Genomic DNA, 12,302 nt, shown 5'->3' with positions numbered 1-12,302 from the left:
TGCCTACTACTGCGTGCTGGAAGGGATCTTCTTCTACTGCGGCTTCACCCAGATTTTGTCCATGGGTCGTCGCAACAAGATGACCGGCGTGGCCGAGCAGTTCCAGTACATCCTGCGGGATGAGTCCATGCACCTGAACTTCGGCATCGACGTGATCAACCAGATCAAGATCGAGAACCCGCACCTGTGGGATGCCGAGATGAAGGAAGAAGCCACGCAGATGATCCTGCAGGGCACCCAGCTGGAAATCGAATACGCGCGCGACACCATGCCACGCGGCGTGCTGGGCATGAACGCGGCGATGATGGAGGACTACCTCAAGTTCATCGCCAACCGTCGCCTGAGCCAGATCGGTTTGAAGGAAGAGTACCCGGGGACCACCAACCCGTTCCCCTGGATGAGCGAGATCATGGACTTGAAGAAAGAGAAGAACTTCTTCGAGACCCGCGTGATCGAGTATCAGACTGGCGGGGCGTTGAGCTGGGATTGATGCGGCTGTTCACCTTGGGTGAATAGACTGAAACACCGGAAAGCCCTGAACCTGTTCAGGGCTTTTTTGTTTGTGTCTGATCACAGCGTAAAGCCTTTGTTTCAGCAGGTTTCGATGTGTGGACGCCCTCAAGCTCCGAGTGCAATCTAAGCACGCATCAACGCTTGGCTGGCATCCACGCTCGAACACAATTCACAGCAGAGATCGTATATCAATGAGATACACAACACTTACATCTGATACACAGGAATGCTACGATTGTGCCGCAGGTCTGCTCCACCTGCCGACGACAGAGAGCGCCCCCATAGAGGGTTTCATGATGCTGAAGACCAGCCAGCCAGAACCGACGAAAGAAAAGCCCGTACCTATCAACATGCGGGCAGACATCAAGAAACGAAATTTGATTGATATCGCTGCTGCCTTGTCAGGCCGTGACCGTACCAGCTTCATTCTGGAAGCAGCCTGCCAGAAAGCTGAAGAGGTCATCTTGGACAAGCGGTTGTTCGTACTCGATGAGGACGCGTTTGACTCATTCGAGAAAGCTTTGGAAGACAACCCGGTGCGAGGGAACCAGTGCCTGCAAAAACTCCTGGCAAGGCCAAAACGCTGGAGCTGAGCGCTCCCGCAAAGCTAAACGAGCAGCACGATCTGAACGATTTCGATTGTGGTGAAAGCTCGATCAATGAGTACCTCGTCAAAAAAGCACATAGAGCCCAGACCGCTAAACACGCGGTGGTCTATGTGATTTGTCTCAAAGGTACCCAGAAGGTCATCGGCTACTACACCCTATCCAACGGGTCGGCCATGCGCGCGTCCGTGGTACCGAAGAGTCGGCAACGTAATTCGCCGGGACAGCATCCCGTTACCATCATCGGTCGGATCGGCATCAGTCTCGTCGCTCAGGGCAACGGTTATGCTATCGATCTGCTACAGGATGCAATCGAACGCTGTATCAGCGCCTCCGAAACGGTGGGCTCAACAGCCGTTCTGGTCCATCCCCTGAATGACCGGCTCGCAGACTTTTATGCCCGGCACGCAGGCTTCATCCCCTGCCCCGGCGTCTCACCGATCACAATGATGCTGCCATTGCAGTAAATACCGAAAAGCCCTTTAAGTTGACCTTGGCCGAATGCCGATCCCCTGCTCCTTGGCTATCCGCGCAGCTTCAGGGTGTGCCTGGCTATAGCCCACCAAAAAAGCCGTGTCAGCGACGCAGTGAACAGGAGAATCTGATCGCCGTACGTAGCAAAGAACTTGAGGCGTATTGCGCAACCAAGAAAGATGTAACTTTTACTTAGGTTTGTCTGCACAGTGGCATTTTGAAGCCGTGCAAGGTTCACCATTTGGGTGATGGTCGGCGCACGCCTGGCAGCAGTAGTGCTTACCATGACGCACGACCGCATGCTCACCAACCTTGCAGGTACAGTGCGGGCAGGCGCAGGTTTGTTCATTCATGATCGGACTCCGGTTGTCGGGTGGTCGCCAGGCATTGCGGTGCAACGCGTATGAACAGTTGAGTTATACGATCCATCATCGGCCTCCACTTACGTCTTGGCAATGCTCTTTTTTCATTGTGTCGGAGTCGAATAACAAGCCTAATCCATCAGCACGGAGGTGCATTTTCGGCGTAGGATCATTTGCCAATAGGGGCTCAGGCAGCAACCAGACGATCCACGACCGGCTGCTCACGGTGCTCGGCTTGCCACAAGTCATAGTTCATTTGCAGGCCCAGCCAGAAACGGGCGGTGCTCAAGCCGGAACGCTCCAGGCGCACTGCCAGATCAGGGCTTATGGGCGCCCGGCCATTGATCACCCGTGAAAGCATTTCCCGCGAGAAGTGCAGGCGTCGGGCCATCTCGGCAATCTTGATACTCAGTTCCGGCAACATCTCCTGAATCATGACACCAGGATGTGGAGGATTGTGCATGGCCATCGGTGGCCTCCTTTCAGTGATAGTCGAGGTAATCAACCAACTCGACGTCCACACCTGTGTTGGAAAGTCTTGATCATGACTACAGCGTGAACTGATGCTTCACGGAGCACAATATTCACACAGGTAGGAAAATTCAGTGCGATCACGACACTTCAGGCGCAAATCACGAAGGAATATTGAACGCACTTACGGCCCAGGTTGCGCCTGCCCATCTCATAAAATTGATGATGACGAACCTGGCAAAGCAACGGTTCATGGCAGCATCTAACGGTCAAAGGACCAAGATTGACCTTTTCAAAGCGTCGCACTCTAGATCACGGGGACGGGCCCTACTGCTTGCAGGAGTGCTATTGTTGGTCAATATCATAGGCCTGTGGTTTATCCAGGCAGTGGCGAACTTGATAGGTGGCGCCCTGGCGGTGGCGTATGCAGCGGCCGCATACCGGGCCGTAGGAGGCGTGAGATAGCACTTCGCAAGACATACAATTGATCACTGACGGTGAAAGCCATGAATCAAATTGAACATGTCGTCGTTGTCATGCTGGAAAACCGCTCACTGGATACGATGCTTGGCTGGCTCTATCCAAATGACAGCCCACCGTCGCAGGTCCTGCCGGCGACCAGCGCCCCTCGATTTGACGGCCTGCAACCTGGCATGTCCAACCCCTGCTCGAACTCCACGCCTGCGCGTCATGTGGCAGTGACCCTGCAGGCCAGCGGTTTCCAGGCTCCAGACCCCGATCCGCAAGAAACCTTTGCCAACGTCACCTACCAGCTGTTCAGAGACGGTCCAGTCAGCCCCGACAATACGCCGCCCATGGGCTTTGTCGACAATTACACCACCACGAAAACCGCCAATCCCGATCAGATCATGCAATGCTACAGCCCGGCGCAGCTGCCGGTATTGGCCAAATTGGCCCGCGCCTATGCGGTTTCCGATGCCTGGTTCGCCTCCGTGCCCAGCCAGACCTGGCCTAACCGCGCCTTTGCTCACGCCGGGACGTCCAATGGCAATGTGGACAATGGCACGCCTCCCGATCCATTCGCCTGGGATGTCCCCACCATCTTCAACGTCCTGGGATCGATCGGATGCAGTTGGGGCGTCTACAGCAATACCATCCTCACCCCCTCGCTGACCCGGACGATGTTCCCGAAATTATGGGACCCCATGTTGAGTCCCCACTTCAGAGGTTTTTCCGCGTTTCTGGATGCATGCCAGACCAACTCGCTGCCACGCTATTCGTTTATCGAGCCCAGCTTTCTGGTCGACCCTAACGACCAGCATCCCCCTCATGATGTTCAAGCGGGCGAAGCCTTTCTGTATTCAATCTGGAACGCCGTCAGTACATCGAAGGGCTGGAACCAGACCTTGCTTGTCATCACCTACGACGAGCACGGTGGTTGTTTCGACCATGTCACCCCGCCATTCAATGCAACTCCACCTGACCAAGCCCGTCCGCTTGATGGTAACGGCTTCGACTTCACGCGTTTTGGCGTACGCGTGCCAACAGTGGTGGTCTCACCCTACATCCAGGCCGGTACGGTGTTCAGATCGGACACCCCGAATGCACCGTACGATCACACCAGTATTCTGGCCACCTTGCGCGACTGGATCGGCATCCCGGCGCAGGACATGCTCACCAGCAAGCGGATTGCGAATGCGCCGACGCTCAATCAGTTGCTCACCCTGAATACACCTCGTGTTGATCTACCCCCTATATCGGCGCCGGCTGCGACTGCCTTCGCGCAGCCATCGCCGACGGCGGCGCTCAACGATCTTCAAAAAAGCCTGGTCACAGGTTCCGCAAAACGCTTCGGACTTGACCCGGCAGCGACACTGCAGGCGGTAGGTACTCGGCAACATGCCGTTGATTTCTTCACCAGACGGATCACCCACGCACACTCTTAGAACAACCAATGGCTGCAAACATCAAGCGGTTACGTTCGCAAATTTCACATGACAAGTGCAGGCGCCGGGCTGTCCATCCCCACCAACACTGCACTGTCATTCCACAGTTGCTGCGCCACATCATCACGACCAGCCAATTCGGACGGCTGCGGCCAAGTCAACTCACCTCTCACCAGTGACGCATACAACCGCCCTCTCGGCGGGACAATCCGCCCCAACGCCAGATCGGCCAGGAACTCCCCGGCTTGTATGCGCATGACATCGGCAAAATAGGGACTCAATGCCATGGCCGGCGCAGGCAACGCCCCAACAGGCAAATTACGCCCCAGCCCTGTGCCGGGGATATAACCCGGGTTGTAAGCGATAACCCGCAAACGGCGTGCCTTGACCTCGGCTGAAGCCGCGAAGGCACGGGCCGTCAGCAGATTGCACAACTTCGAGGTGGCGTAGGCGCGAAACCCGGGCTCGAACGCCACACCACCCTGCGCGCCTTTCCCGAGGTCCAACTGCGCCAGCTGTTGCGCATCGACAAAGGGAAACGGCGCAACCGGACTGAACATCGGGTCATGGGTGTTACTGGTGGTGATCACCACAATGGCCTCTCGCGCCAACGCCGGCGCCAGCAGACGCAACAACAGATAGTGGCCCAGATGATTGACCGCAAAGGTGGTCTCGTAGCCGTCCACCGTGCGCGCCGCCTTGGGAAAGCTGAGTCCGGCATTGAGCACCAGGGCGTTGATCTTCGTCTTGCCCAGCGTCTCAAGCACCTGCCTGGCGAATTGCCTGACACTGCTCAAGCTCGCCAGCTCCAGCGGCAAACGGGTTTCTCGCCCGCCAAGGATCAACTGGGTGTCAGGGGTGGCGCTCAGTTGCTTTGCTGTCGCCTCCCCCAGACCGAAAGTCCCGCCGGTCATGATGATCGTCTTCATGCTCAAAACACCTCGACCAATACGACTTCGGTATCCTCGATAGCCTCGACAACAAGCATCGACTCCTCGCTCATGGCAATCCCGTCCCCCGCTTCGACCCTTTCGCCATTGACCTTCACCGCGCCGAACACCGGCACCAGATAACCCTGGCGAGTAGTCGAACAACATTGGCCCAGGCTCTGGCCGGCCTTAAGAGTCGCCCCCAGCACACGAGCGTTGGCGCGGATCGGCAGAGCGCTTTCATCGTCAGGCATTCCACTGGCCAACACGACCCATTGGCCGGCCCGATCAGACTTGGGAAAAGGCCGCATCCCCCAGTTGGGCAGTCCACCGTTTTCCCGCGGCCGCAACCAGATCTGGAACAGTCTTAACGGAACGTCACCCTCATTGCGCTCTTGATGTCGAATACCGGTCCCGGCACTCATCACCTGCACGTCACCGGCCTCGGTACGGCCTTGTCCGCCGACACTGTCTTGATGGCTCACCGCACCTTCCAGCACGTAGGAAACGATCTCCATGCTTTCGTGGCCATGCATCGGGAAACCGGTGCCTGGTGCAATCTCGTCGTCATTCCAGACCACCAGCGCCCCCAGCGGGCGGTGCGCGGGATTGCCATCGGCCGTTACGTTGAAATGATGGCGGGCCTTGAGCCAGCCATAGTCGCCGCCGCCGAGGTCGGACTTGAATCGATGCTCTAACATTTCAGCTCCTGAAAAAGCGGCTGATTGCCGCGTTAAAGAGCATAAATTTGAAACCAACCAAGAAGAACTGCTGTAAAAGCAACGCTACCTTGTAGAAAATAGAACGATAAACCAGCACGAGACCGGCAATGGACCCTCTGACGGATTTGAACAATATGTACCTGTTCGCCAAGGTGGTGGATCACGGCGGGTTTACAGCGGCGGCGAAGGCGATGGGACTGCAAACCTCGAAGCTCAGCCGCCGTGTCAGTGCACTCGAAACGGAATTGGGCGTACGCCTGCTCAATCGCAATTCGCGACGGGTCTCCCTGACCGACGCCGGCCGCCTGTTTCACCAGCACTGCGTGGCCCTGGTGGAGGAAGCCCGGGCGGCAAAGACAGCCATCGATCAAACCCGCGCTTCGCCACAGGGCGTGGTCCGAATCAGTTGCCCATTGGGGGTCTTGCAGATGGGAGCCAGGGCCATTCTGGCGCAATACCTGGTGGACAATCCGGCGGTGCGGATCATGCTCGATGCAACCAACCGGCGTGTCGATGTCATCGAGGAGGGCCTGGATATCGCCCTGCGCGTACGCCTGCTGCCATTGGATGACTCCGAGTTGACGCTGCTGCCGCTGCTGACCTCCCAGCGCATTCTGGTCGCAAGTCCGGCCTTGTTGGCACAGCATGCACCGCTCACTCAACTGGACCACCTGGCGCGTATGCCAACCCTGGCCATGGCCAACACCAACGATAAATATCAATGGCATTTCCAGGCGCCACACCCCGTCGTGTTGACCCACCAGCCAAGGTTGGCCACCGATGACCTGGAGACACTGCTGCAAGCAACCTTGAGGGGAATCGGTATAGCGCAACTGCCGACAAGCCTGGTTCAGAACGATCTGATGCAGGGCCGTCTGGTGCAGATACTGCCCGACTGCCCATCGCCCAGCGGCAGCCTGCACGCGATCTACCCTTCCCGGCGGGGCATGGTGCCCGCCGTGCGCAGTCTGCTGGACGCCTTGCTGTCCGGATTCAACCGATAGCGATCAGAACACCAGCTTGTAACCGATGGAAAACAGCATGACCGCCAGGAACGGCCGCAAGAGGTTATCCGACACCCGTCCCGCCAGATGGCTGCCGATGTAGATCCCCGGCAGCGAGCCCATCAGCAGGAAGCCCAGCAGTTCCCAGTTCATATTGCCCATGCTCGCGTGCCCCAGGCCTGCAACCAGGGTCAGCGGCACCGCGTGGGCGATTTCCGTGCCCACCAGACGCCGGGTCGGCAGGAACGGATAGAGGATAAACAAGGCCACCGTACCCAGGGCGCCGGCACCGATGGAGGTCAAGGCGACCATGGTGCCGAGGATCAGGCCGGTCAATACCGTCAGCCCGTTCAACTTCGAGTCACTGATCTTCGAGTGATCGACACCACGCCGATGGGCAAACGCCAGCAACTTGTTCTTGAACAGCACCGCCAGTGCCGTCAGCAACAGCACAAAACCCAACGATTGCTTGATGATGCTGTTCAAGGCTTCCGGCGCGGTGTGCAGGCTGCTCAGAAACCACAAGGTCAACAACACCGCCGGTACGCTGCCCAGGGTCAGCCAGCCGGTAATTTTCCAGTCGATATTGTCATTTTTCCGATGAACCAGAACGCCGCCGGACTTGGTGATCGCGGCGTAGAGCAGGTCCGTGCCCACGGCGGTGGCCGGGTTGATGCCGAACCACAGCAGGATCGGCGTCATCAACGAGCCGCCACCGACGCCGGTCATCCCGACAATAAAACCGACCACCAAGCCTGCAACGACAAAACCGAAATTACCGACATCCATTAGCAAGCCCTGGAGAATCTAGCGAGACGACATAAAAATCTGGCGGGCAGCATAGCGGCTAACGTTATGACTCTTTATATAAATATAATCTAACGTTATAACCATCGTGCCATGCGGACGGTGTGGATCACGCATGCAGATTGGCGCGCAGGCCTTCAGTCAGCGTCCCGGCTGCCACTCCGAATGCTCGACCACGCCTTCATAACGCAGCCATGGCACATCATGGGATACCCAGATGTGATGCTCGGCCAGCAGGCCCGGATCGTCATCCAGGGTCGCGACACGCACAATCACTACGGGCAGATGCGGCCTTTCGGCCATCAGATGCGAACCGCACCGCGAGCAGAAATAGCGTAGCTTGCCCGGCGAGGATTCATAGGCGGTCAGGGTTTCCTGACCCTTGAGCCAGCGAAAATGCTCACGTTTGACCCCGGCAGTGCTCACAAACGCCGCCGCGTGGGTCTTGCGACAGGTGTGGCAATGACAATGCCCGATCGGCATATCGATAGCGTCGATTTCATATTCGACGGCCCCGCAAGCACAGCTGCCCTTCATACCCGCTCCTTGACCATGAACCACGACAAGGCACGATCCTAACCAGCGGGCGTCAAGCTGACCAGCCGGTATCAGTCCAGGCGAATGCAGCGATACGCCTCGGTCCGATAAGGAAAGGCGATGGTCTCTTGGCCGCGCAAGGCCGGATGGGTTTGAATCAGGGTCTGAAGCTGCTCGGTGACCTGTGCCTTTTCCGCCGCGGGCAATGCCGCAATAAAACTGACCGACAGAAAGCGGTCGATGATGACTTCCTCGGGCGTCCCCACATGACTGTACCCAAAACAGCTCAGTTCCGGCGCCGAGAAGTAGCGGCCGTTGAACGGTTTACGCCAAGCCCCCGTGTGAAAACGCGGAGTATCGCCCTCGTAAGGCGTAATGATCCGGGTAATGGCCGCCACCCAGTCAACCGACTCGTCACGCACATTCCACACCAGTCCGAGTCGCCCGCCCGGCTTGAGTACCCGGTGAATCTCGGCAAGCGCCGCTTCATGGGCAAACCAGTGAAACGCCTGGGCACACAGCAGCGCGTCGCCAACCCCGGACTCCAGCGGTATAGCATCGGCAGTCCCCGACAGCGCCCGGACCGCCGGCAGGCGCGCGACCAACTCGGCACGCATCGCCTCGACCGGCTCGATGGCCGTTATCGTGGCTCCGGTCGCCTCAAGCAAGCGAGTGAACTTGCCGGTGCCGGCACCGAGGTCGATCACCTGCCCGCCCGGCGCAATACCCAGGGTATCGCGCAGCCACGACAACATCTCGGCCGGATAGTCAGGGCGCCCGTGGGCATAGGTTTTGGCTTCAGCGCTGAAACCGAGTTGTGCTGCTTTGTGAACGCCCGACATGGCCATCGCCTCTTATGGACCAATCCCGATCAATGCTGCCCGACATCAGTCTTCCAGATCCTTGGGCGGTGTTGCCGCCTTACCGGCCTTCTCGGCCTTGGCACCTTTCGCCCCCTTGGCCGGCTTGGCTTCCGGCGGCGCCGGTGGCGCAGGCGCGACAGTGGCTTTCTCCGAGGCCGGCAACGCATCGACCGCACTGAGCACATCCTTGAATGCAATCGGCCCATCGTGTTCGAGGACCTTCTGCTCGCCGTCCTTGCCCACCAGGATCACCGTGGACTTGTCCTCCGGCGTGACCCCCAGCTTGAGCCCGCGAATCAGCGCCATGGTGGCCGGCTGCTCCATCCATTTGCCCGCGCGCTTGCCGACGGTCTGGGCCACTTCGTAGAGCACCAGTTGACGATCGTCGATGTCCTTCTTGTTGGCCGGATCCTCGATCGCCTTCTTCAGACTGACCAATGTGGGATCCACCGTACTCGGCGCAATCACGATCAACGGACGGTTTTTCCCCAGATCCTGGGCCAGCGGAGACGGCTCATCGGCCGCCCAGACGGGACTTGTAGCAACGATGGACAGTACAGCGAGGGTCAAAGACCGGATGAACATACACACCTCCTTCGGATATTCATGGGGTAATGATTGCGCATCGCCGGAAAAGGTCCACACGCAAAGCAGTTATTTTTCGAAATTCAAGTAACTTAATTTTTCCTCCTGTAACACATCGAACAATGCCTGGGCCGCCGCCGACAGCTCATGAGCGGGTTTGGTCAGCACACCGATGGCCCGTTCGACCACCGGATCACACAAGGTGATGCAACGCGCGCCCAGCTCGCGCATCTGTCCGACACACAACGCCGGCACCGCACTCACCCCCAACCCGCTGGCGACCATGCGCCCCACTGTAGCCAGTTGATGGCTCTCGAACTCCACCGGCAAGCTCATGTCCCGCGCCCGCAGATGTTCTTCCAGCATCACCCGCACCGTGGAGGGGCGCTGCAAGGTAATGAAGGACTGCGTCAGCAAGGTGGGCCAATCGATCTCAGCCTGGTCGACCCAGGGCGAATCCGCCGGCACCACCGCGACAAAACGGTCGACATACAGCGGCGTGAACGCCAGCGACGAGCCCTGCTGCGGTTCGAAGGCCACCCCCAGTTCCACCTGGCCATCACGGACCATTTCAAGGACCTGCTCGTTGATCACGTCGTTGACCGTGACATTGACCTGGGGATAGCGTGCTCGGAAAGTCTTGAGGATCGGTGGTAGCAGGTTACCGGCGAATGACGGCATGGCGGCCAGGGTCACGCGACCGCGCTGCAAGGTGAAACGCTGGCGCAGTTCGTCCTCGGCATTGTCCCAGTCGGCGATCAGGCGCCGGGCCAGGGGCACCAGGACCTCGCCTTCCGGGGTCAGGGCGACATTGCGGGTATTGCGGCTGAACAGCCGCCCGCCCAGGCCTTCTTCGAGGGCCTTGATGGTCAGGCTCAGGGCCGATTGCGACAAATAGAGACGCTCGCCCGCCACGGCGAAACTCAGGCTCTGGGCAACGGCCAGAAAGGCCCTAAGCTGTTTAACGGTCATGAACGAGGTCTCTACTGGAGAAAAGGGCATTCTTGATCTTTATCAATCAATCGACCCTAAAAATCAACTTAACAAATATATCTTCCGGAGCAACACTCACCTCCAACGGCGAGTCCGACAAACAACAAGAGGATGGTGCATATGGCAGGTTTCGATAAACGCGTGTCTTCCTATGAAGAAGCCCTGGCCGGGCTCGAGGATGGCATGACGGTCCTGAGTGGCGGCTTCGGCCTGTGCGGTATCCCCGAGAACCTGATCGCCGAGATCAAGCGCAAGGGCACCCGCGACCTGACCGTGGTCTCCAACAACTGCGGCGTCGACGGCTTCGGCCTCGGCGTGCTGCTGGAAGACCGGCAGATCCGCAAGGTGGTCGCCTCCTATGTCGGCGAAAACGCCCTCTTCGAAAAACAGCTGCTCAGCGGTGAAATCGAAGTGGTGCTGACCCCCCAAGGCACCCTGGCCGAAAAAATGCGCGCCGGCGGTGCCGGTATCCCGGCTTTCTTCACCGCCACCGGGGTCGGCACCCCGGTCGCCGACGGCAAGGAAACCCGTGAGTTCAACGGCCGTCCGTACCTGATGGAAGAGTCCATCACCGGTGATTTCGCCATTGTCAAAGGCTGGAAAGCCGACCATTTCGGCAATGTCATCTATCGCCACACCGCCCAGAACTTCAACCCGCTGGCCGCGACCGCCGGCAAGATCACCGTGGTCGAAGTCGAGGAAATCGTCGAACCCGGCGAGCTGGACCCGGCGCAGATCCATACCCCAGGAATCTACGTCGACCGGGTCATCTGCGGCACGTTCGAAAAGCGCATCGAACAGCGCACCGTGCGCAAGTGAACCCAGGCCCTTCCCTCGACTAACGGAGAACAAGAACATGGCACTTTCCCGCGAACAAATGGCCCAGCGCGTTGCCCGCGAAATGCAGGACGGCTACTACGTGAACCTGGGCATCGGCATTCCGACCCTGGTCGCCAACTACATCCCCGCCGGCATGGAAGTCATGCTGCAATCGGAAAACGGCCTGCTCGGCATGGGCGCCTTTCCGACCGACGACGAAGTCGATGCCGACATGATCAACGCCGGCAAACAAACCGTCACCGCCCGTATCGGCGCGTCGATCTTTTCTTCCGCCGAGTCCTTCGCGATGATTCGCGGCGGCCATATCGACCTGACGGTGCTCGGCGCCTTTGAAGTCGACGTCGAGGGCAACATCGCCTCCTGGATGATCCCCGGCAAGCTGGTCAAGGGCATGGGCGGTGCCATGGACCTGGTGGCCGGCGCGGACAACATCATCGTCACCATGACCCATGCGTCCAAGGACGGTGAGTCGAAACTGCTGTCGCGTTGCAGCCTGCCGCTGACCGGTGCGCGCTGCATCAAGCGTGTGTTGACCGACCTGGCCTACCTGGAAATCGAAAACGGCGCGTTCATTCTCAAGGAGCGCGCGCCGGGCGTCAGTGTCGAAGAGATTGTCAGCAAGACCGCGGGTAAACTGATCGTTCCCGACCACGTGCCTGAAATGCAGTTTTCCTGATGAGGAATGAAGCG

The 12,302-nt window shown here is 58.7% G+C and carries 16 protein-coding genes; 7 read left to right on the top strand and 9 right to left on the bottom strand.

The genetic code is table 11. The features are described from left to right. From M5B42_RS31240 to M5B42_RS31230, 3 genes are all read left to right on the top strand, one after another. A partial coding sequence (locus M5B42_RS31240) for a ribonucleotide-diphosphate reductase subunit beta (protein ID WP_187601521.1) occupies window positions 1-490 on the top strand: 490 nt, incomplete at its 5' end. Between the two features lie 316 nt (window positions 491-806). Beyond that, on the top strand, window positions 807-1,106 hold the full coding sequence (locus M5B42_RS31235) for a DUF1778 domain-containing protein (RefSeq protein WP_247263498.1): 300 nt from the start codon (window positions 807-809) through the stop codon (window positions 1,104-1,106). Further along, on the top strand, window positions 1,064-1,585 hold the full coding sequence (locus M5B42_RS31230) for a GNAT family N-acetyltransferase (protein WP_248747982.1): 522 nt from the start codon (window positions 1,064-1,066) through the stop codon (window positions 1,583-1,585). The genes M5B42_RS31235 and M5B42_RS31230 overlap by 43 nt, the downstream gene beginning before the upstream one ends. 195 nt (window positions 1,586-1,780) lie before the next feature. Here the strand turns inward: M5B42_RS31230 and M5B42_RS31225 are convergent, their stop codons facing one another. Continuing rightward, on the bottom strand, window positions 1,781-1,945 hold the full coding sequence (locus M5B42_RS31225; RefSeq protein WP_100943706.1) for a metallothionein: 165 nt from the start codon (window positions 1,943-1,945) through the stop codon (window positions 1,781-1,783). Window positions 1,946-2,141: 196 nt separating this feature from the next. After that, window positions 2,142-2,423 (bottom strand): HigA family addiction module antitoxin, encoded by a 282-nt coding sequence (locus tag M5B42_RS31220; protein ID WP_248747981.1) that lies wholly within the window; start codon window positions 2,421-2,423, stop codon window positions 2,142-2,144. A 508-nt stretch (window positions 2,424-2,931) separates the two neighbouring features. Here M5B42_RS31220 and M5B42_RS31215 point away from each other — a divergent pair. Continuing rightward, on the top strand, window positions 2,932-4,332 hold the full coding sequence (locus M5B42_RS31215) for an alkaline phosphatase family protein (RefSeq protein ID WP_248747980.1): 1,401 nt from the start codon (window positions 2,932-2,934) through the stop codon (window positions 4,330-4,332). Window positions 4,333-4,376: 44 nt separating this feature from the next. Here the strand turns inward: M5B42_RS31215 and M5B42_RS31210 are convergent, their stop codons facing one another. Together M5B42_RS31210 and M5B42_RS31205 are read right to left on the bottom strand one after the other, a co-directional pair. Further along, a complete protein-coding gene (locus M5B42_RS31210) occupies window positions 4,377-5,261 on the bottom strand; it encodes an SDR family NAD(P)-dependent oxidoreductase (protein WP_248747979.1) in 885 nt (294 codons plus the stop codon). 2 nt (window positions 5,262-5,263) lie between these two features. Then, window positions 5,264-5,962, bottom strand: coding sequence for a pirin family protein (locus M5B42_RS31205; RefSeq protein WP_248747978.1), 699 nt, complete (start codon window positions 5,960-5,962; stop codon window positions 5,264-5,266). Between the two features lie 128 nt (window positions 5,963-6,090). On the opposite strand from M5B42_RS31205, the gene M5B42_RS31200 reads away from it, so the two are divergent. Next, complete coding sequence (locus M5B42_RS31200) at window positions 6,091-6,987, top strand: LysR family transcriptional regulator (protein WP_248747977.1); 897 nt, start codon at window positions 6,091-6,093, stop codon at window positions 6,985-6,987. 3 nt (window positions 6,988-6,990) lie between these two features. Here the strand turns inward: M5B42_RS31200 and M5B42_RS31195 are convergent, their stop codons facing one another. The 5 genes from M5B42_RS31195 to M5B42_RS31175 all read right to left on the bottom strand — a co-directional run bounded on the left by M5B42_RS31195 (window position 6,991) and on the right by M5B42_RS31175 (window position 10,751). Then, complete coding sequence (locus M5B42_RS31195; RefSeq protein ID WP_248747976.1) at window positions 6,991-7,776, bottom strand: sulfite exporter TauE/SafE family protein; 786 nt, start codon at window positions 7,774-7,776, stop codon at window positions 6,991-6,993. A 159-nt stretch (window positions 7,777-7,935) separates the two neighbouring features. After that, the gene (locus M5B42_RS31190; protein ID WP_248747975.1) at window positions 7,936-8,331 is read right to left on the bottom strand and encodes a GFA family protein; all 396 of its coding nucleotides are present in this window, start codon (window positions 8,329-8,331) and stop codon (window positions 7,936-7,938) included. A gap of 71 nt (window positions 8,332-8,402) precedes the next feature. Beyond that, entirely contained in the window at window positions 8,403-9,173 is a 771-nt protein-coding gene (locus tag M5B42_RS31185) for a class I SAM-dependent methyltransferase (protein WP_177103317.1), read from the bottom strand. A 45-nt stretch (window positions 9,174-9,218) separates the two neighbouring features. Beyond that, entirely contained in the window at window positions 9,219-9,779 is a 561-nt protein-coding gene (locus M5B42_RS31180; RefSeq protein WP_248747974.1) for a DUF4174 domain-containing protein, read from the bottom strand. A gap of 69 nt (window positions 9,780-9,848) precedes the next feature. Next, on the bottom strand, window positions 9,849-10,751 hold the full coding sequence (locus tag M5B42_RS31175) for a LysR family transcriptional regulator (protein WP_248747973.1): 903 nt from the start codon (window positions 10,749-10,751) through the stop codon (window positions 9,849-9,851). 141 nt (window positions 10,752-10,892) lie between these two features. Here M5B42_RS31175 and M5B42_RS31170 point away from each other — a divergent pair, with 141 nt between their 5' ends. Together M5B42_RS31170 and M5B42_RS31165 are read left to right on the top strand one after the other, a co-directional pair. Further along, the gene (locus M5B42_RS31170) at window positions 10,893-11,591 is read left to right on the top strand and encodes a CoA transferase subunit A (protein WP_121139145.1); all 699 of its coding nucleotides are present in this window, start codon (window positions 10,893-10,895) and stop codon (window positions 11,589-11,591) included. Between the two features lie 37 nt (window positions 11,592-11,628). Continuing rightward, window positions 11,629-12,288: a CoA transferase subunit B gene (locus M5B42_RS31165; protein ID WP_100943506.1), complete on the top strand. Its 660-nt coding sequence runs from the start codon at window positions 11,629-11,631 to the stop codon at window positions 12,286-12,288. Window positions 12,289-12,302 lie beyond the last annotated feature (14 nt).

Source organism: Pseudomonas sp. MWU12-2037 (assembly GCF_023242345.1).
GTDB lineage: Bacteria > Pseudomonadota > Gammaproteobacteria > Pseudomonadales > Pseudomonadaceae > Aquipseudomonas > Aquipseudomonas gingeri_D.
The sequence above is the reverse complement of the archived record's forward strand: the minus strand, read 5'-3'. Positions and strand labels throughout refer to the sequence as shown.

Excerpts from the sequence above, each read along its gene's own strand:
- M5B42_RS31210 (WP_248747979.1), bottom strand. The coding sequence starts at position 5,261 with ATGAAGACGATCATCATGACCGGCGGGACTTTCGGTCTGGGGGAGGCG.
- M5B42_RS31200 (WP_248747977.1), top strand. The coding sequence starts at position 6,091 with ATGGACCCTCTGACGGATTTGAACAATATGTACCTGTTCGCCAAGGTG.
- M5B42_RS31165 (WP_100943506.1), top strand. The coding sequence starts at position 11,629 with ATGGCACTTTCCCGCGAACAAATGGCCCAGCGCGTTGCCCGCGAAATG.
- M5B42_RS31205 (WP_248747978.1), bottom strand. The coding sequence starts at position 5,962 with ATGTTAGAGCATCGATTCAAGTCCGACCTCGGCGGCGGCGACTATGGC.
- M5B42_RS31195 (WP_248747976.1), bottom strand. The coding sequence starts at position 7,776 with ATGGATGTCGGTAATTTCGGTTTTGTCGTTGCAGGCTTGGTGGTCGGT.
- M5B42_RS31175 (WP_248747973.1), bottom strand. The coding sequence starts at position 10,751 with ATGACCGTTAAACAGCTTAGGGCCTTTCTGGCCGTTGCCCAGAGCCTG.
- M5B42_RS31220 (WP_248747981.1), bottom strand. The coding sequence starts at position 2,423 with ATGGCCATGCACAATCCTCCACATCCTGGTGTCATGATTCAGGAGATG.
- M5B42_RS31185 (WP_177103317.1), bottom strand. The coding sequence starts at position 9,173 with ATGTCGGGCGTTCACAAAGCAGCACAACTCGGTTTCAGCGCTGAAGCC.
- M5B42_RS31170 (WP_121139145.1), top strand. The coding sequence starts at position 10,893 with ATGGCAGGTTTCGATAAACGCGTGTCTTCCTATGAAGAAGCCCTGGCC.
- M5B42_RS31235 (WP_247263498.1), top strand. The coding sequence starts at position 807 with ATGATGCTGAAGACCAGCCAGCCAGAACCGACGAAAGAAAAGCCCGTA.
- M5B42_RS31215 (WP_248747980.1), top strand. The coding sequence starts at position 2,932 with ATGAATCAAATTGAACATGTCGTCGTTGTCATGCTGGAAAACCGCTCA.
- M5B42_RS31180 (WP_248747974.1), bottom strand. The coding sequence starts at position 9,779 with ATGTTCATCCGGTCTTTGACCCTCGCTGTACTGTCCATCGTTGCTACA.
- M5B42_RS31225 (WP_100943706.1), bottom strand. The coding sequence starts at position 1,945 with ATGAATGAACAAACCTGCGCCTGCCCGCACTGTACCTGCAAGGTTGGT.
- M5B42_RS31190 (WP_248747975.1), bottom strand. The coding sequence starts at position 8,331 with ATGAAGGGCAGCTGTGCTTGCGGGGCCGTCGAATATGAAATCGACGCT.